At 66.4% G+C, this 18,515-nt stretch carries 14 protein-coding genes; 2 read left to right on the top strand and 12 right to left on the bottom strand.

Annotation, left to right across the window (positions count from 1 at the left end; all coding sequences use genetic code 11):
• Positions 1–17 precede the first annotated feature (17 nt).
• The 12 genes from DK368_RS22390 to DK368_RS09930 all read right to left on the bottom strand — a co-directional run bounded on the left by DK368_RS22390 (position 18) and on the right by DK368_RS09930 (position 13,784).
• Complete coding sequence (locus tag DK368_RS22390) at positions 18–3,695, bottom strand: PAS domain S-box protein (RefSeq protein WP_114393808.1); 3,678 nt, start codon at positions 3,693–3,695, stop codon at positions 18–20.
• 526 nt (positions 3,696–4,221) lie between these two features.
• The gene (locus DK368_RS09980; RefSeq protein WP_114393807.1) at positions 4,222–4,557 is read right to left on the bottom strand and encodes a hypothetical protein; all 336 of its coding nucleotides are present in this window, start codon (positions 4,555–4,557) and stop codon (positions 4,222–4,224) included.
• Positions 4,547–5,194 carry a sigma-70 family RNA polymerase sigma factor gene (locus DK368_RS09975; protein WP_162305961.1) on the bottom strand — a complete coding sequence of 216 codons (648 nt, stop codon included), beginning with the start codon at positions 5,192–5,194 and terminating at the stop codon, positions 4,547–4,549. The genes DK368_RS09980 and DK368_RS09975 overlap by 11 nt, the downstream gene beginning before the upstream one ends.
• Positions 5,187–5,642 (bottom strand): flagellar export chaperone FliS, encoded by a 456-nt coding sequence (fliS, locus tag DK368_RS09970; RefSeq protein ID WP_114393805.1) that lies wholly within the window; start codon positions 5,640–5,642, stop codon positions 5,187–5,189. Before fliS ends, DK368_RS09975 begins: the two co-directional genes overlap by 8 nt.
• Positions 5,643–5,693: 51 nt before the next feature.
• A complete protein-coding gene (fliD, locus tag DK368_RS09965; RefSeq protein ID WP_114393804.1) occupies positions 5,694–7,355 on the bottom strand; it encodes a flagellar filament capping protein FliD in 1,662 nt (553 codons plus the stop codon).
• A 73-nt stretch (positions 7,356–7,428) separates the two neighbouring features.
• Positions 7,429–8,268: a flagellin gene (locus DK368_RS09960; RefSeq protein ID WP_114393803.1), complete on the bottom strand. Its 840-nt coding sequence runs from the start codon at positions 8,266–8,268 to the stop codon at positions 7,429–7,431.
• Positions 8,269–8,421: 153 nt separating this feature from the next.
• A complete protein-coding gene (locus tag DK368_RS09955) occupies positions 8,422–9,321 on the bottom strand; it encodes a flagellin (protein WP_162305960.1) in 900 nt (299 codons plus the stop codon).
• Between the two features lie 10 nt (positions 9,322–9,331).
• A complete protein-coding gene (gene flgK / locus DK368_RS09950; RefSeq protein ID WP_114393801.1) occupies positions 9,332–11,074 on the bottom strand; it encodes a flagellar hook-associated protein FlgK in 1,743 nt (580 codons plus the stop codon).
• Positions 11,075–11,091: 17 nt separating this feature from the next.
• Positions 11,092–11,523, bottom strand: coding sequence for a hypothetical protein (locus tag DK368_RS09945; protein ID WP_114393800.1), 432 nt, complete (start codon positions 11,521–11,523; stop codon positions 11,092–11,094).
• 5 nt (positions 11,524–11,528) lie between these two features.
• Complete coding sequence (locus tag DK368_RS09940) at positions 11,529–11,810, bottom strand: hypothetical protein (RefSeq protein ID WP_114393799.1); 282 nt, start codon at positions 11,808–11,810, stop codon at positions 11,529–11,531.
• Positions 11,811–11,816: 6 nt separating this feature from the next.
• Positions 11,817–13,094, bottom strand: coding sequence for a flagellar hook protein FlgE (flgE, locus tag DK368_RS09935; protein ID WP_114393798.1), 1,278 nt, complete (start codon positions 13,092–13,094; stop codon positions 11,817–11,819).
• 27 nt (positions 13,095–13,121) lie between these two features.
• Complete coding sequence (locus DK368_RS09930; RefSeq protein ID WP_114393797.1) at positions 13,122–13,784, bottom strand: flagellar hook assembly protein FlgD; 663 nt, start codon at positions 13,782–13,784, stop codon at positions 13,122–13,124.
• A gap of 442 nt (positions 13,785–14,226) precedes the next feature.
• On the opposite strand from DK368_RS09930, the gene DK368_RS09925 reads away from it, so the two are divergent.
• Positions 14,227–15,198 (top strand): hypothetical protein, encoded by a 972-nt coding sequence (locus DK368_RS09925; RefSeq protein WP_114393796.1) that lies wholly within the window; start codon positions 14,227–14,229, stop codon positions 15,196–15,198.
• A gap of 257 nt (positions 15,199–15,455) precedes the next feature.
• Complete coding sequence (locus tag DK368_RS09920; protein WP_114393795.1) at positions 15,456–18,401, top strand: TonB-dependent receptor domain-containing protein; 2,946 nt, start codon at positions 15,456–15,458, stop codon at positions 18,399–18,401.
• Positions 18,402–18,515: the final 114 nt, after the last annotated feature.

Raw genomic sequence — 18,515 nt, 5'->3', positions numbered from 1 at the left:
GGCCTGAGCCGCCGCGCTCAGGCCAGGACCAGATTTTCCCGCGCCACGGTCAACAGGCAACGCAGGCCGGCAGGGTCCCAGACGAAGTGGGCCGGCCCCCCCAGCTGGCCGGCGGCGGCGGCCAGCATCTCCGACCCGAAGCCGCGCCGTGTCGGCGGTCCGTCCAGCGGCGGCCCCCCTTCCTCATGCCAGCGTATATCCAGCCCCTGGCGGTCATCGCGGCGCCAGGACAGGACCAGCCAGCCCGTCGGCCGCGACAGGGCGCCATATTTGGCGGCGTTGGTGGCCAGTTCGTGCAGGATCATGGCCATGGGCTGGACGGCATCGGGCGCCAGCATCACCGGCGGTCCCTCGATCCGGGTCCGCTCCCGGTCGGCGCCGGTGAACGGGTCCAGCTCATCGGCAACCAGGGAGGCCAGATCGGCGCCGGTCCAGCCGGCATTGGCCAGCAGCCGGTGCGCCCGCGCCAGGGCGGAGATGCGGCCCTCCACCGCTTCGACAAAGGCCGCCTGATCCTCGGCCCGGGTCGCTCGCACCACGGTGGCGACCACGGCCAGGGCGTTCTTGGCCCGGTGGTCCACCTCGCGCGCCAGCAGACGCTGCTTCTCCTCGGCGCGTTTGCGCTCGGCAATGTCCAGCAGAACGCCGGGAAAGCGCAGGGGAACCCCGTCGGCGTCCATCTCCACCCGGCCGTTGGCCTCGATCCAGCGGTAGCCGTCACCCTGCTGGCGCACCCGGTACTGATGGGCATAGGCGCCGCCGCGGCGGACCACGGCATCGATGGCGCGGACCAGCCCCGGCAGATCCTCCGGATGCACCGACGGCAGCACATCGGCGATGGCGACGCCGTCATGACAGGCGCGGGCATCCAGATCGAAGACACGGGCGAAGCGTTCGTCCGCCGTGAAGCGGTCGGCCCGCAGGTCCCAGATCCAGGTGCCCAGGATGGCCCCGGCCTCCAGCGCCAGGTCCAGCCGTTCGGAGGCTTCGCGCAGCGCCTGTTCGGTGGCATAGCGCTCGGTCACGTCCAGTTCCGCCACCACGCCGCCGACGATGGCGCCGGTCTCGTCACGCACCGGCGCCGCATTGTTGAGATAGAGCCGGCGCGGGCCGCCGCTGAAAGGCTGGTATTCCACCAGCTCGTCCTGGACCACCTCGCCCCGCAGCAGCGCACGCGCCATGGCCCATTCATGGGCCTGGATGCGCTTGCCCGTTCCCGGCCAGTAGGCTTCCCAGTCGGCATAGCCAGACCAGTCCCTGGTTTCCGGCGGCACCCCCCAGATAGCGCGGTTGGCGGCATTGTCGCGGAGGATGCGTCCCTGGGCATCGGCGATGATGACCCCCACCGGCAGGGCATCCAGCACGGCGGACAAGGTGGCCTCGCGGGCGCGCAGGTCGCGCTCCTGCGTCATGCGCACGGTCACGTCGCGGGCCGTGGCCAGCAGCAGCCGGGGCCTGCCGTCGGGTCCGGGGATGGGGGCGACCGCCACATCCCAGCTGACCGGGTTTTCCGCCGGCCCGGACCCGGTGGCAGCGAAGCGGCCGGTGGCCCCGGCGCGGGCGGCGGCCAGAGCCCCTTCGATATCCGGCCGTGACTCCGCAGGCCATGCCCCGATCCAATTGACGCCGCTCAACCTGTCCGCATCCATCAGCCCCAGGGCCCGACGGCTGTGGCTGTTGACGCTCACCAGCCGGCCGTCGAGGTCCAGGACCTCGATCCGGTCGGGGCTGTTCTCGATGACGCTGGCGGCGAAGGCCTCGCTTTCCGCCAGGATACGGGCCACGCGCAGCCGGTCGCGGACGGCGGCCACGTCATGGGCCACTGTGGCCAGAAGATCCAGGTCGGCCGGGGCGAAGCCGTCGCGGCTGAACGAGGCGAAGGACAGCACGGCCAGCAGGGTCCCGTCGGCCGCCATCAGGGGAAAGCCGGCGAAGGCACGGAAGCCCAGGACGCGGCAGGCCGCACGGCCGGCGGCGGCGGGATCGCCCGACGCGGCGAGGATCACCGGGTGCCCCCCCGCGGCCACAAGGCCGAAGGGCGGCGTATCGATGGCGAGCCGGTCCAGGTCCTCCGCCTGCCCTTCCAGCCCATAGGCATGGCTCAGGCGTAGCAGGCCCTCCGCCAACTCATGCACGATGACCACGTCCAGGCCCAGACCGGGCGGGGCCGACAGGATCAGCTGCCGCAGCGCCTTGTCCGGATCACCCGTCCCCAGCAGATCGCCAGCCAGTTCCGCCAGCAGCCGCAGACGCGCCGCCCGCGCCTCCAGATCGGCTTCGGCCTGCCGGCGCGCCGTGGTGTCGCGCATGATCCCGGTGAAGAAGCGGCGTCCCGCCGTGTCCCGCCACTCCGCAATGGACAGGTCGAGCGGAAACACCGAACCGTCGCGGCGGCGCCCCTCGACGCCGCGCCCGATGCCGATGATCTTCGGCACGCCGGTCCGGTAATAACTGGTCAGGTAGCCGTTATGCCGGACCCGTTCCCGCTCCGGCATCAGCATGGAGACGTTGCGGCCCAGCATCTCCGTCGCCGTATAGCCGAAGGTCTTCTCAGCCGCCGGGTTGCAGGAAACGACCGTGACGGCCTCGTCGATGACCACCATGGCGTCGACCGCGGTTTCGAAGATGGCGCGGTAACGGCTCTGGGCGTTGCGCAGATCATGGCGCTGTTGCGCCAGGGCCTCGGCCATGCCGTTGAGATCATGAACCAGAGGGGCCAGATCCACAGTATCGACGGCGGCCCGCACGGAGAGATCGCCGGTGCTCCAGCGCTGGGCGATATCAGCCAGGCGCTGCACCGGCTGCTGGACATAGCGGCGGCTGAGCCAGAGCGACCCAAGAACCGCCGCCAGCAGTGACAGGCTGAGGGCGGCCCCGAATTCGGCCAGGGCGCGGTCGATCGACCCCAACGCCATGTCACGGTCGATACCCACGGCCACGAAGAGGCTGTCCGGTCCCGGCGGCGCGAACGCGGTCAGCAGCGACCGCCCCTCTGCCGTCCGGACCGGACGCACCCCCCTTTCGGTCGCCGTGAACAGGGAGGCATAGGCGCTGGGAAGCGCGCCTTCCGCCCCCATGCCGCCCGATGCCGCCCGCGCCAGAACGGCGCCATCGCGGTCCGCCACCAGGATGGTGATGTCCGCTGCCAGCAGCCCCTGGGTCAAGGTCCCGGCCAGCCAGCCCACATCCACCGTGGCGATGATGGCGCCCCCTACCCCGTCTGCTCCGGTGGCGGAGGAGAATGGCAGGACCGGCCGCCCCGTGGCCCGGGAGACGATGGCGGCGCCCACGGTGAAGCTTGCCCCGTCCCGAACGGCCCGCACCACGGCACGGTCGGCAACACCGACACCCAAGGCCCGCCTGTCCGTGGCACAACGAATCCGCCCGTCCTGATCGCTGACATAGACCTCGAGATGCGCCGGATACTCGCCGCGCAGCCGATCCATCAAAGCCTGACAGGCGGCATCGTCCGGTTCCAGTACGGCCCGGGCCTGGCGCAGCGTGGCCAGGATGCTCCGCACCCCCTCCACCAGCCGCGCCTGGTTCTGCTCCACCTGCATCAGGCCGCCCTGCGCCCGCTGCTCCAACTGGCTGCGCCCGCCGGCCCGCAGACTGGCAGCATTATGCAGTTCCACCACAGCTGCCGGCAGCAGCGATGCCAGGACCAGGAGCATCAGACGGCGCGACAGCGTCATGGCGACCCCATCCCCTGCGCGGGTGCAGCGACAGGTGGCCCCCGTGTGATCCGCACACTCACATCGATAGAATAGATAGATTATGAATGATATCGCCGGAGAATGATTTTGTCGATGAATTCGACGGCGTTTCCTTGGAATAGCTCCGATATTGCCGCGTGGAATCCAGATCCAGCGCAGAGTCCCACATTATTCATGTTGCATGATCGAAATAAAGATCAGCTTAAGGTTGCGCCGTGCGACGCACAGCGACGCAAGCCGTCAGCGCCGACAGATTATACCCCGCTCTCGACATTTTCCTGCGACAGGAGCGGAAGATCCGGTCCGTATAAGGACCAGACAGCCAGCCCGCCTGATCCCGTTGGGGGGCGACGGGCTGCCGGCCCTTGACGGGATCGGGGGCGGCGCGGAGCAAAAGAAGACCAGTCCAGCGGGCGACATCGCGGGGCTGGCCGGCGGAGCTTTGGATACATTTCCCTCAAACGGATGCGTTCACATCCGGCGATGGCGGCGCGGCTGGGGAAATTCAGATGCGGGAGCGGACGGCGGTATGGCCGCCCATGCGGCCGGCCAAAGCCCCATCAGGGTCGGGAGGACCGGTCGGATCGGTTTCCCGTTCCCGCAGGCGCAGCATGCCGGACAGGATCCGTTCCTCCAGCCCGGCTGGCGGCTCGATCCCGTCCATGTCGGTTTCCAGCATCGCCTCCATACGGCGCATCAGGCGCAACCGCTGGCGGGCGGCATGGGAGCTGCGGAGAAGGGCCAGGACCGGCGTCAGCCGGTCCTTCGGCCATGCGCGCAGATCTGCCCCGTACTGGCAGAGGAGATCCTCGAATGCCACGTGCAGACCATCATCGATCATCAAACGCATCCTGGGCTCGAATGGCCGATCGGGCGAAAACGACACGAAGCTGCTGGCGGGCGCGCTTCAACAGCGCTTCCGCCGCACTCTGCGACAGCCCCATGACCGCAGCCACTTCGACACCGGTCATTCCCTCGTTGTAATATAGGGCAAGGGCTATCTGCTGGCTAGTAGGCAGCCGCCGCCGCGCTTTGGCCAGGGCGGCGTGCAACTGCCGGTCATGAATGGACTGGTCGGTCTGCGGACGCTCGTCCACCGGCTCCGCCGCATCGTCCAGCCGGTCCTCCAGCGGACGGCGCCGATAGTCGATGCAGCGGTTGATGGCGATTCGGTGCAGCCAGGTGGTGAAGCGGGCGGCCCCCGGCGACCAGTTGTGCCGGTGGCTCCACACCCGCAGGAACGTGTCCTGCACCACATCCTCGGCATCGGCGTCATGCGGCAGGATCCGGCGGGCCACGGCATAGATGCGCTTGAGGTAACGGCGGACGATCAGGCGGTAGGCCTGGACATTGCCATCCTGCACCGCCAGCATCAGCGCTTCGTCACTCTCCGCCTCCAGCATGGTCTCCTCATGGACGCGCAGGCCCGCGATCCGGGAGGAGGATGGCGGGCCACACAGGGCCGACAACTCAGCCATGGGCCGCATCCACCGCAGGGGGCGGGGATGCCGGTCTCGCCCCGGCATAAAGAGGTTCGGCCCGGGTATCGAGCCCGGCCGCCCGGCCCCAGCTCTGCCGCAACCGGGCCAGCCGGTCATGGCAGCGGTGCAGCCGTTCCCGCGGGTCCGGACCACCGGCGATCCGCCCCAGGGCCACAACCAGTCCGCCGCATTGCCGCCCCCAGCCCACGGCAGCGTCGGCGGGCATCTGGCCGGCGACGAACTGCGACAGACCACTGAGAATGGTGATGGCCGCCCGGATCTCGTCATGGAAACGGTCGTAGCGGCCGGCTTTCAGCAGCGGCTCGGCCGCCGCACAATGTTGAAGGGCACGGTCCAGCAGGGCGGCCACGCCCTTCACCGGCGGCAGGGTCTGAATGGCACTGCGATAGGCGCTCGCCGCACGCGCATAGGGATTGCTCGACATCCCATCCTCCTGTCGGAGTTCTTGTCTCGTTTTTCGGTGAAGAAGACACGGTCAATCATCGTCGGAACTGCCAGACGCGGCCTGCAATTGCTTCAGCAGCAGTTTCGCTGCCTGGGCCGATGCTTCCAGCCGCGCGTAATAGGACCGGAGATTTTCCCCGTATTCCTCCGCCTTGGTGCGGATGTCCGACGCCCGGCTTTCCAGGGTCGTGTTGTAGGACGTCAAGCTGGCGATCTGCTTTTGCAGCGACCCGTCCGACGTGTTCGACGCCCGATAGGCGGTCTGGTACAGCAATTCGGCGATTCCGCTGCTCATCTCGACGCTGACGGCGCCACCGCTGCCGGTATAGACGAAGGTAAGCCCTTCAAATTCCGTGCCAGTGGCGCCGATGATCCGGGTTCCGCTGACGGTGAATTTGCTGCTGTCGCCACCGACCGACACGGCGGTGACGGCGCCCGTCCCATCCACGGCGATATCCATGGTGAAGCTGGTGATCTGGAGCGACGCCGGGCGGCGGAGCAGTTGCAGGTGGGTGCTGCTGGAGCTGAAGTCGAACCCAAACAGCGATTTGACGGAATCCAGATCGGTACTGAGCGCGGCGTTCAGCGTATCCTCGTCCAGCAGCAGGGTGTTGTCGCTGTCGAAGGTGATCCCGAACGTGCTGAGAGAGACGGTGCCGTCCCGCTGGTTCAGGGCCGTGGACAGGGCGGTGGAGATCTGACGGACCAGACTGTCGGCGAACAGCACGGCATCCGACGAGGCTGTGCTGCTACTGGTGGTTGCCTGCTGCGTCAGGATGAAGTCGCGGACGCCGTTGTAGGCATCGACCAGGGCGGTGATGCCGTCCTTGATCCCGGCCAGATCCTCATCCACCTCCAGCGTCAGGGTCGTTCCCGGCTGCGCGGCATAGAGTTCCAGGGTGACGCCATCCAGCACATCGTCGATGGTGTTGGAGGCACGCGTGATTTCCAGCCCGTCGACAATGATGACGGCATCGCGGGCTTCGGCAAGCGTGTTGGCCATGGTGCCGTCACTGCCGATGACGCCCAGCGCTTGCAGGATGCCGCTGTCGTCATTGCCGATGGTGATATCCCGGCCCGTCGCCGTGGCCGTCAGGACCAGGCGGTAATCGCTGCCCGAGACTTTAAGGACGTTGGCGCTGACGCCGCTGGCGGCACTGCTGGCATTGATGGCGCTGGCGATGTCGTTCAGGGTGCTGGTGCTGCTGACGCTGATGCTCTGCTGAGTGCCGTCGGCCAGACCGATGGAAAAGCTGCCGGACAGGCCGAGCGCGGAGGTCCGGTCCGTCTGCGCGCTGCTCATGACCTTGTGGGCCGTGGCGATCTGCTCGATCTCCACCGTATGCGCGCCCACATCGGTCCCGTCATCGACCGTGACACCCAGATAGTCGCCGGGGGAAGATGCGCCGCTGAGATAGGCCGTGCGTCCCTCGAACAGATCCTCGCTGCCGCTGCTGTAGCCTTCTGGCACCCGGAGCACATTGGCGGCGTCCGTCAGCGTGTCCAGCAGCGACTGCAATTCCTGATAGGCCCCGATCTTGGCCGTGTTCTCGTCGATCTGCACATCGATGCTGTCGGCCGGCGCTTCCTTGGCGGCAACCACGCTTGCCACCAGCGCGTCATAATCCAGGCCGGTGACGCTGGAGACGCTGGATGTGGTCGTCGTGCTGCTGGATGTGGCTGAAACGGCCATGGCTCCCCCCGCGGCGGGTCAGAAGAGGATGGACGGGGCGGCGCAGGCGCCACCCCGTCCCTGCGCGCCGTGATCAGCGCAGCAGCTGCAGCAGGTTGGTCGGCATCTCGTTTGCCTTGCTGAGCGCGGCGATGGCGGCCTGGACCAGGACATCCTCGTTGGACAGCTTGGTCTGTTCCTCGGCCACATCCACATCCATGATGTCGGATTTGATGGCCGACTGGTTTTCGATCGAGGTGTCGATCATCTCCCCGTGATAATCGAAGCGCGAGATCAGCGCGCCCACATCGGCCCGGGCCTTGGACAGGGTGGAAATCGCCGTGTCCAGAGCGGCCACGGCTGTCGTCGCAGTGGCCGCGGTGGTCACATCACCGGTATCGACCGCCAGGCTGGTGGCATCCACCGCCGTGATCTTGACGTTGATCTTATCGGTGGTGCTGGAGCCGACGACAAAGTCGACACCGGCCGCGGCCGTCCAATCGGTGCCCGTGGTATTGGCCGTCAGCAGGCTGTCGTCGTTGAAGCGGGTGCCGGTGGCGATGCTGTCGATTTCCTCGATCAGCTGCTGGTACTCCGCGTCGATATAGGCCCGCTCATTGTCGCCGACGGTGCCCGACAGCGACTGGGTGGCCAGCGACTTCATGCGCTGCAGGATGTCGGAGATGCGGGCCATGCCGCCATCGGCCGCCTGCAGGATGGAGGAGCCGTTGGAGGCGTTGGTGGAGGCCTGCTGCAGGGCCGTGACATCGGACTGGATCTTGGTGCCGATGGCCAGACCCGAGGCGTCGTCCGAGGCCTTGGTGATGCGCGAGCCGGAGGCGATCTTCGAGACGGAGTCCGTCTGCGCCTGGGAATTGACGTTCAGGTAGCGCAGGGCCGAATTGGCAGCGGTGTTGGTAACGATCGAAGGCATGTTCTTTCTCCATTCAGAGAGCCATGAGGGATGGAGCCGTGGGAAAGGGATCGATGCCGGCCCGGAGAGCTACCTCCCCTCGACAGGTTCAACGGCGGTGTCTCCTTTTTCGGGCGCACTTTTTTGCAAAGGGCGGCGCGCCGGGAATTGACCTCAGAGGTAGTCGCCCAGGCTGAGCTTCTGGAAAGTGGCGATGGCCTGCATCGTGGCTTCCAGCGAGGTTTCCAGCGTCGACAGGCGCGTCTGCACCTCGGCCACATCGACCCCCTTGATGTCCTCGATCCAGCTCTCGGCGTAGAGCTGCAGATCGGTCTGCCGATCCAGCGTGTCCTGGATCTGGCTGGCGGCCGCGGACAAGGTCTCCAGACCGGTCGCGATCCCCGTGCCGGCGCTTTCCACCAGACCGCCCGCCTCCGTCAGCGTGGATTCATCCAGGGGGGACGCGCTGGCCACCAGATTGAGGGCCCGCATCAGCGCCTCAAGCGAGGGGTCGGCGGCGGTGATGCCGTAGGACACGGTCAGCGTATCGGAGACGCGCACCGAGGGCCGGGTCGCATCGCCCTGGTAATAGCTGGTGGTGGCGCTGCTGGGGCTGGACAGCGCGGGATAGCTGGCACTGTCGATCCTGACCGGCGCCGTGTTGGTGGCGCTGCCGGCGAACAGGTACTGGCCGGCGGAGCGCTGGTTCAGGGTGGCCGCCAGATCCTCCAGCATGCCCTGGGCCGTCTGCTGCAGCGTGCCGGCATCGCCGGTAACCGTGTTGAACGCGGTCAGGCTGGTGCGGAAGGAGGTGGCGAGATCGCTGACGCTCTGCAGGGCCGAATAGGTGGCGTTGATGCGCGACACCGCCGCCTCGCCATTGGCGATATAGGTGGCGCTGCGGCTCAGGTCCCCTTCCAGATCCAGCAGCGTGGCGGCCTGACCGTCGAGACCGGAGAAGCGGCTGGATTTCAGTTGGGAGGCCTGCTGGATCTGGGCCTCGGCCACGGTTCCCTCCAGCCGCGTCATGTGCTGGACCAGCGTGGTGTATTGGCCGAAGGTCGATACGCGCATGATGGTTCTCCTAGCTGACCATCTCGATGAGTTCGTCGTACATGCTCTGCAGCGCGGCCATGACCCGCGCCGCGGCCTGATAGGCGGTTTCCAGGGCCTGGGTCGCCGCCGTCTCCTCATCCAGGCTGACGCCGGATTGGCTGGCGAAGGCGCTGGTGAGATCGCTGAGGCTGCTGCTGGCCGTGTCGGCACGGCTGGACGCCGTGCTGGCGCTGCGGGACGCGGCGCTGATGATGTCTCCGGCATAGCCGGAGAAGCTGGTGCTGCGGGCGCCCAGGCCGCCGGCGCTGGCGAAACTGCTGGTCCCGCTGAACAGATCGGCCAGCGCGGTGGCCGTGCCGACATCGCCGGAACTGACGGCGCGCTGACCAGCCGTGGTGCCGGCCAGGGTGGCCGTGGCCAGCCGGGCCGGATCGTCGACGATATCGCGGCGCACGGCGATGTCGCTGGCATCGCTGCCGGTCAGAAGGTCGTTTAGACCGAAATAGGCGGAGACCCCCTCCCCCCCCGCCGCGCTGCTGCCCTGATCGATGGCGATTCCCTGGCCATTGGTGGCGGAAGCGATGCTGAGCTTGCCGCCGGCCGTGATGCCGGCGCTGAAATGACCATCGGCATTGATGGCATCCACCAAGTCCTGCACCGTGGAGACGGTCGCAAGATCGATGCTGAGACTGGCGGCCACCGTGTCGCCGCTGGTCGCCACCAGGGTGAAGCTGCCGCTGCCGGCCAGCGTGTCACCGCCGGTCACCGCCCGCGTGCCCGTCAGACTGTCCGCCGGGGGATAGCTGGTGCCGCTGTTGTGAACGGCATTGACCTGGTCGATGATGGTCGAGGCCAGGCTGTCGAGCCGGGTCTGCTCGTCAACCAGGATGTCATCACGCAGGTCCAGCAGCGACCGCAGCGAGCCGGAGCTGATGCTGCGGCTGATATCCTGGCCGTTGAGGGTGATGCCGCTGAGATCGCTGGGCGGCGTGGCACTGTAGACCGTGTCCGCATCCATGCTGGCCGCGGCGGTGAACCCAAGCGTATGGGCATTCGCCGTCACCAGCGCGCTGCCGCCAGTGGTGTAGACCTGCATGCGTCCGCTGGAATCGACGCTGTAATTGACGTCGATCAGACCGGCCAGGGACTTCAGCTGCACCTCGCGCTGGTCCTCCAGGTCGGCGGTCGGGCGCCCTGCCGCCGCAGCCTGGACGATGCTGTCGTTCAGATCGGCGATCGACTGGATCGCTGCGTTGGCCTGGGCCACCGTGTCCGCGATCTGCTGATCGGCCTGGGCCCGGTAGCCCTGCAGACTGGCCGATGCGTCCGTAAGACTTGCCGCCATGTCCACCAGGGCGGTCACAGTGGCCGCCTTGTCCTCGTCGGCACTGCCGCCGCTGGCCAGGGACTCCAGGCTGGCCGTCACCTCATTGATGACGCCGGCGATGCTGTCGCCGCCCCCGGTGCTGACGCTGCCATAGACGGTCTCGATCTTTGCCAGATAGTCGCTCAACGTCCCGGCGGCACCGGCGCTGCTGCTGGCCGCCACGATCTGGCGGGTGACGAACTGGTCGACGTCGCGGCTGATGCCGGTGACGTCCACGGCCGAACCGGCGCTGCCCTGACCGGCACTGACCGCCGCCTGCGTCGCGCTCTTGGCGGTGTAGCCCGCAGTATCCGCATTGGCGATGTTGGCGGCGGTGACACCCAGCGCCGTCTGGTTGGCGCGCAGCGCCGACTGGGTGATCAGGCTTGCCGTTCGCAGCGACATGATGCGCCTCCCCCCGGTCAGGCTGAGATCTGGACGCAGTGGCGGACCTGACGCTGCACCAGCGCCATACGTCCGCCGCGCAAGGGACGGTAGCCCTGCGGCTCCTGCGCCCGCTGCCGTGTCACCTGCATCAGCGCCGCCAGCCGGGTCCGCCGGGCCTTCATCTCCGCCGCCAGACGGGGCAAGGCGGCGCCCAGTTCCGCCAGGGCCGTCGCCACGGAAGGCGTCAACACGGCCGCGAGGTCCGCCCCACGGCCGGCCGCCTTGGCCTGCTGAAGCTGCACGGTCAGGCGCATGACCCCCGTGCGCAACTCTCGCAGGGCGGCATCCATGCGCTTCAGCCGCGCCGGCCCGGCATCGCTGCCATCGACCAGGGGCAGCAGCCCGGCCATCAGGGTCTGGAGTGCAGCCATTTCGGCGGCGATGCCGCCCGTATCCATGGGAAGCATGGCCGTCATCCCCTGTGCCGGGAGCCGCCGAAACGGCTGGTCATCTGGTAGATGGTCAGGGCTTGGCGCCGTTGGCGGTCGCCGGCCATATCAGTCCGCACCGCCGCCATTTCGGCCTCCAGGTCGGCGATATGGCGTTCCCAGTCGTCGCGCAGCGCCAGCAGGGCATCGCTGTCATGGCGGCCCGGACCGGACAACAGCGCCAGGGTGCGCTGACGCAGCCGCCGGTCTTCCCGGTCCAGCCGGTCCTCGCGCCGCGTCTTTTCGAGAGAGAAGGAGGAGGCCATGGCTGCTTACCTCTTCGCCTGGATCAGGGTGTCCATCATTTCCTGGGCCGCCGTGACCACCTTGGCCGCGGCCGAATAGGCCTGCTGCGCATAGATCATCCGCGTCAGTTCGGTGGAGGTGTCGGCGGTGGAGCTTTCCAGCGCTTCGGAGCGGATGCCGCCGGCGCCGTTGCTGCCCGCCTCCTTCAGCTGGTACTGGCCGGAATTGACGGTGGCGCTGTAGACGGTGCCGTTGATCAGCTGCAGCCCGTCCGGGTTGTTGAAGGTGACCACCGGGATCTTGTAGACGGCCCGCGACTGGCCATTGTCGAAGCTGGCCATGACGGTGCCGTCGGCCTCGATGCTGACGCTCTCCAGCGTGCCGGCCGACCATCCATCCTGGGTCTTGTTGCTGACGGTGATGCGGGGCTCGCCACTGACCGTGCTGGCCTGTTTCAGCCCGTCGGTCTTGCCGATGGTTCCCAGATCCAGCGTGATGGTGCTGTCCGCCGCCCCGGTGGTCCAGTCGGTGAAGTTCAGCGTGGCCGGGCTGGGCGAAACCGAGGCAAGGGTGCCGTCGGTATTGAAGGTCAGATCGATGCTGGCGTCATCGCTGTCCCCGGTGGTGATGCTGGTATCGGAGGCCGATACCGGGTCATCCGCTGTCACGGACCAGGCGTTCTCGCCGGTCTTGGTCCAGTTCAGCACCACCGTATGGCTGGCCCCCAGGCTGTCATAGATCTCGGCATCGGTGACGAAGCTGTCACCGATGGCCGCATCGGCCGGCAGGGTGGCCGTAAGACCCAGGCTGGTCGTGGCCTGGGGCATGCCGGAGATATCGGCGAGGTTGATCGGGTCCAGGCTCTGGGTGCTGCTGCGGTTCCGGGCCGAAACATCGCCATTCTCGTCCAGGGCCCAGCCATTGAGGTAGTAGCCGTCCTCATTGACCAGATAGCCGGACTCGTTGACGCTGAAGGTGCCGTTGCGGGTGTAGGCGATCTGGCTGCTGTCAACGGCAGCGCTGACGGCGAAAAAACCGTTGCCGTCAATGGCCAGCTCGGTGTTGACGCCCGTATCCTCGATATCGCCCAGGGCGCTGATGCCCTGGCTGGTGGAGGCGACGACGCCGCCGATGCCGGCCGAGGAGGAATTGCTGGTGCCCGACACCAGGGCCGTGAAGCTGGTCGAGCTGGCCTTGTAGCCAATGGTGCTGACATTGGCGAGATTGCTGGAGATCGAGGTGAAGGCCTTGGACTGGGCGGCCAGTCCGGAGGTGGCAATGCTGAGCGCGCTGGTGATGCTCATGGCTGGCTCCTGCAGGGCTGCCGGGGATCAGATCAGGGAGACGACGTCGTCCATGGCGACGTCCACGCCGCCCAGGCTCAGCAGCGCGGTCCCGCTGGAGCTGTCGACACCGGTGACCTTGCCGATCGCCCGCGGGTCGATGCTCTTGCTCACCCCGTCGGTGGTGGCGGTGACGGACAGGGTGAAGCTGCCGCTGGTGGCCGTGCTGCCATCCGTGCGGCTTCCGTCCCAGCTGAAGCTGTTGCTGCCGGCATCGGTCGACGCCGAACCGCTGTAGACGACGGCGCCGGAACTGTCGGTGATGGTGACGCTGACGCTGTCAGCATCGGCGGGCAGGTCATAGGCCCAGCTGGCGCTGCCGTTCTGCAGCGGCGCCGTATCGCTTTCCACCTCTACCGTCCGGCCGAGATAATTGTAGGCGGCATTGCCGCTGAGGAAGCCGGACAGGGAGGAATTCAGATCGGTCAGCAGGCTGTTGGTCTGCGTCTGCTGCTCCAGGCTCGACAGACTGACCAGCTGGCTGGTGAACGAGCTGGTATCCATGGGATCGGACGGGTCCTGGGTCTCCAGCTGCTTCAGCAGCAGCGTCATCATGGTGTCGAAGGTCCCCAGCACCGTGGAGCTGGTGGAACTGGTGCTGCTGGTCGTGGACAGGCTGGAACTGGTGCTGGTGATGCTGGATATGGACATGACCCGTCTCCCTGGCGTGCGGCAGCAGGCCGACAGGAGTGATGACCCTGGCCGAAAGCCGCCTTCACCACGGTTCAACGGGCCGCTCTGGAAAGTCGGGCGGTCTTTTTTGGTTATTTCTTGATTTTCTCAATTTCTTGACTTGCGTATACTGTTTTTGCCCATCGGCATTATTTGCCGTGCAATTTTTTCCTCTTTCACCGCCCATGCGGCAAAAATTGCCCAACCCGGAAGCGACCGCCCCCGAATCCTTGCGGGCAGGCCCAACCGAACCGGGGCAATGGCGTAGAGGGCATTTTTCACGCGCTGGACGCCCACAGCCGTCGCGGCGGTGGACGGATGGACCGGCATGGCAGGTCTGTCTCCCCCCACGCGACAGGGTGCCATTTCCCCGGCGGTGCCAGATCCGTCACCGGACTGTCATGCCACAGGAGATGGCTCCGTGCGCCTGTTCGATCTTGTTGCCCAGTCCCCCGCCGCCCTGGCCATCGCCTCCACCGGCGGACAACCGGACTTCATCCTGCCGAATGCCACCCGGATCGCGGATGCGTTGAAGCAGTGCCCCCTGCGCTACGTGCTGTCGCCGGCCGCCACCGACGCCTGCTGGAACACGGCCATCGGCGATGGCGACCTGCTGCATCGCTGCCTGGATCTGATCCGCGTGCCGGCGACGACCCTGTGGGTCGAGTGGGGCGAACCGGAACGCAAGGCCGTGTTCGCCCGCCATGGCTGGATGGCCGGGGATGGCGGCGCCGATATCAGCGGCCTGCTGATCCGCAGCGACGAGAGCGGCCGGCGCGGCACCATCCACAGCATCTGGGCCGATCGGCGCCGGCCCGAGCAGGGTGCCGATGTGTCTCCGTTCGACATCCATTTCGATCTCGACGAGGCACCGGCCGGCCATCCGCCAACGGACGGCTCCATCCTGGTCCGTATGCCCGACCGGCCCGACCTCAGTCCGTTGTTCGCCCAGGCCCGCTTTTGCATGAGTCCGGGCTGGCAGCATTACTACGCCCGACATGTGGCGGCCGGGGACCGGGCCACCGTCATCAGCCGCATGCTGTCGATGGTGGCCGGCGACTTCCTGCTGGTCCTGTCGCTGTCGCTGATGTTGCAGGCCCGGCATGGACCGGTGCTGAAGCCCAGTGATCTCGACCGCCTCAACCGCCGCCGCATCGCCGCAGGCCGCCCGCCCCTGCTGGAGCATGTGGAGGTGCATCTGCCGCTGCTGCCGGCCACGGCCTCCCGCCCTGCCGGCATCGGCAGCGCCCGAAGCACGCCGCGGCTGCATTTCGTCCGCGGTCATCTGGTCCGGCGCAACGACAACGTCTTCTGGCGGCATGGCCACCTCCGCGGGTCAGCCACCAGAGGGGCAGCGCGGCCAAGAACCGTCATCCTGGAAGGAACAGGATGATCAGGACGATGATCCTGTAGAATAAAAAATCAGCAATACACCAAAAGTGCTGGATCGACTTTGGTCGAAAAGGAGATTCACGCCCAAATTCAAGACTGTTGCATTTTAGAAACACAGCAGGAATGAGACATAATACTGCAATAATAATGCGCCAGACCTTGCCGATACGACCGTGAGAGCGGGAGGGACGGCACGAATCTCACAGAGACGCGCTGATCACCTGGAAAACAGGGACCTCTTCGCTGAAGGGAATTTGAATGAACATTCCTATGCATACCGGTCGTACCCTCCGTGCCGGCCTGCTGGCCGGCGTCGCCCTCGGCCTGCCCCTGCTGCCCGCCCAGGCGCAGGACAGCGGCCAGCTGGAGGAAATCGTCGTCACCGGCACACGCATCGCCCGCAAGGATTATGTCTCCGACAGCCCGCTTTCCACAGTCAGTGCGGAAAGCTTCCAGCAGACCGGTGCGCTGACAGCGGAGAACCTGCTGAACCAGCTGCCGCAGGTGGTTCCGGACGCCACCTCCACCTCCAACAATCCCTCGGCCGGCGGTCGGGCCAACATCAATCTCCGCGGCCTGGGCAGCAACCGCAACCTCGTGCTGGTCAATGGCCGGCGCATGATCGGCTCGGACTCCACCATGTCGGTGGACGTCAACACCATCCCTTCGGCGCTGGTCGACCGGGTGGAAGTCATTTCCGGGGGAGCTTCTGCCGTCTACGGCGCCGATGCCGTGGCCGGCGTGGTGAACTTCATCCTCAAGGAGGATTTCGAGGGGCTGGAAGCCAATGTCCAGTACGGCATTTCCGACCAGGGCGACGCCGAGGAGAAATCCGGTGACATCACCATCGGCGGCAATTTCGCCCAGGGACGTGGCAACGCCACCCTCAGCGTCGGCTATCTGAAGCGCAAGGAGCTGGGCAAGGGCGAGCGCGACTTCACCGCCCAGGCCACCTCCACCACCTCCTACCTGCCCTGGGGTTCGGTGGTGTTCGGGTCCAATGCCCCGACGCAGGCGGCGGTGGATTCCGTCTTCGGCCAGTACAGCGGCTATTCCACCGGTGCCGTATCACGCACCGACCGCTACAGCTTCAATCCGGACGGAACCCTGTTCAGCATCAGCCACAGCAGCAGCGCCCCGGCTCCCTTCAACGTGAAGGTCGACGAAAGCCAGCTGGCCACCTGCATCTATGATGGCAGCTGCAACAATGGCGATCAGCGCGTCAGCTATAATTTCGAGCCCGACAATGCCCTGATCCTGCCCATGGAACGGGTCAACATCGCCGGCACCACCCGTTACCAGATCAACGACCATGTGGAGGCTTACGCCTCCGGCTTCTTCACCAATTATAACTCCACCACGCAGCTGGCACCCAGCCCGGCCCCGACCGGCAGCCAGGGATATTTCTATGTTCCCGTGACCAATCCCTTCATTCCGGCCGATCTGGCCGCTTTGGCGGCCAGCCGGTCCGACCCGACGGCCGATATCCCGTTGCTGACCCGCTTCAATGCGGTCGGCCCCCGTGTTTCCGAGTATGAAAACAACGTCTTCCAGGTTCTGGGCGGCTTCCGCGGCGACATTCCCGGCGTCAGCGGCTGGAAATACGACATCTATGCCGCCAACGGCCGTGTCAGCACCACCGAGACCCAGTCCGGCAACGTCTCCTACAGCAAGGTCCAGGAACTGCTGACGGCCGCCGATGGCGGCGCCAGCCTCTGCGAGGGTGGCTATAACCCGTTCGGCCAGAACGAGCTTTCCCAGGCCTGCAAGGATTACGTCTCGGTCACGGCCAAGAACACCACCACCATCGAACAGGATGTGGTGGAGATGAATGTCACCGGCGGCCTGTTCGACCTTCCGGCCGGCACGGTCGGGCTGGCCCTGGGCGCCCAGTACCGCTCGGAAAGCTACGACTTCAAGGCGGACTCGGTGCTGGCCTCGGGCGATGTCTCCGGCTTCAATGCCCAGGACTCGCTCTATGGCGAGATCGAGAACAAGGATCTGTACGGCGAGTTGTATGTGCCGCTGCTGGCGGATCTGCCCTTCGCCAAGGCGGTCAGCGTCACGGCCGGCTACCGCTTCTCCGACCATTCCGCCGCCGGCACCTTCGGCAGCTACAAGGGCGAAGGCAGTTGGGCGGTCAACGACCTGTTCCGCCTGCGCGGCTCCTACCAGCGTGCCGTCCGCGCGCCCAGCATCGGCGAACTCTACTCGCCGCAGAACGAGGACAATCCGGAAGTGGCGGACCCCTGCAATGCGGGTTCGACCTATCGCACCGGCGCCAACGCCGACGCGGTCCGGGCGCTCTGCCTGTCCCAAGGCATCTCGCCGACCATGATCGACAGCTACGAGCAGTCGAACAGCCAGATTGGCGCCCTTGTCGGCGGCAACACCGAGCTCCAGGAGGAGACTGCCGATACCTACACGCTGGGCTTCGTCGCCACTTCACCCTTCCAGCATCCGCTGGTCAGCGACATCACCCTGTCGGTGGACTACTACGACATCACCCTGAAGGATGCGATCTCCACCATCTCGGCCGGTCTGGCCGTGGCGCGCTGCTTCAACGCCAACGGCGACAACCCGACCTTCTCCAACGACAACTACTATTGCCAGCTGTTCAAGCGGCAGTCGGTGGACGGGTCCATCGATGATGCGCTGGAGCTCTACCAGAACCTGTCGAAGATCAAGACCTCGGGCATCGACGTCCAGCTCGACTGGGGCTATGACCTGCCCAGCGACGCCGGCCGCCTGAACATCAACCTCGCCGGCACCTGGGTCGACCATTACAAGGTCCAGGCCCTTCCCGGCGATGCCTACATCGACTATGCCGGCTCCATCGGCGGGTCCATCGGCGATGCCATTCCGGAATGGAAGGGCACCATCACCACGACCTACATGTATGGTCCGGTGACGACGTCATTGCGGGCCCGCTACATCGGCCCGATGGAAAACAACGTTGTCCGCGAGGACACCGCCGGCACGCTGGTGGAAGGTGTCGATTACACCAATGTCCCGGCCACCTGGTACTTCGACCTCAGCGCCAGCTACGTGCTGTCGGAGAACCTGACCCTGCGCGGCGGCATCAACAACCTCTTCGACCAGGAACCGCGGCTGTACACGCCGTCGGTCCAGGCCAACACGGACCCGTCGGTGTACGACGTGGTCGGTCGCCGCTTCTTCATGGGCGCGACCGTGAAGTTCTGATCGCTTCCGATCAAAGCTTCTTCCCCATGACTGACGGGCGGTGGTGGCGACACCACCGCCCGCTTTTTTCCTGCCGGCGGCGCCATCATCACAGCGCAACTCCTGCGCACTGTG

This window comes from Oleisolibacter albus, assembly GCF_003336875.1.
GTDB classification, from domain to species: Bacteria; Pseudomonadota; Alphaproteobacteria; order Azospirillales; family Azospirillaceae; genus Niveispirillum; species Niveispirillum album.
Note: the sequence above shows the minus strand (reverse complement) of the source record. Positions and strands in the feature narration are given on the sequence as shown.

Bases quoted from the DNA above. Each gene is read 5' to 3' on its own strand.
- DK368_RS22390 (WP_114393808.1), bottom strand. From the start codon at position 3,695: ATGACGCTGTCGCGCCGTCTGATGCTCCTGGTCCTGGCATCGCTGCTG.
- DK368_RS09980 (WP_114393807.1), bottom strand. From the start codon at position 4,557: ATGATCGATGATGGTCTGCACGTGGCATTCGAGGATCTCCTCTGCCAG.
- DK368_RS09975 (WP_162305961.1), bottom strand. From the start codon at position 5,194: ATGGCTGAGTTGTCGGCCCTGTGTGGCCCGCCATCCTCCTCCCGGATC.
- fliS (WP_114393805.1), bottom strand. From the start codon at position 5,642: ATGTCGAGCAATCCCTATGCGCGTGCGGCGAGCGCCTATCGCAGTGCC.
- fliD (WP_114393804.1), bottom strand. From the start codon at position 7,355: ATGGCCGTTTCAGCCACATCCAGCAGCACGACGACCACATCCAGCGTC.
- DK368_RS09960 (WP_114393803.1), bottom strand. From the start codon at position 8,268: ATGCCTTCGATCGTTACCAACACCGCTGCCAATTCGGCCCTGCGCTAC.
- DK368_RS09955 (WP_162305960.1), bottom strand. From the start codon at position 9,321: ATGCGCGTATCGACCTTCGGCCAATACACCACGCTGGTCCAGCACATG.
- flgK (WP_114393801.1), bottom strand. From the start codon at position 11,074: ATGTCGCTGCGAACGGCAAGCCTGATCACCCAGTCGGCGCTGCGCGCC.
- DK368_RS09945 (WP_114393800.1), bottom strand. From the start codon at position 11,523: ATGCTTCCCATGGATACGGGCGGCATCGCCGCCGAAATGGCTGCACTC.
- DK368_RS09940 (WP_114393799.1), bottom strand. From the start codon at position 11,810: ATGGCCTCCTCCTTCTCTCTCGAAAAGACGCGGCGCGAGGACCGGCTG.
- flgE (WP_114393798.1), bottom strand. From the start codon at position 13,094: ATGAGCATCACCAGCGCGCTCAGCATTGCCACCTCCGGACTGGCCGCC.
- DK368_RS09930 (WP_114393797.1), bottom strand. From the start codon at position 13,784: ATGTCCATATCCAGCATCACCAGCACCAGTTCCAGCCTGTCCACGACC.
- DK368_RS09920 (WP_114393795.1), top strand. From the start codon at position 15,456: ATGAACATTCCTATGCATACCGGTCGTACCCTCCGTGCCGGCCTGCTG.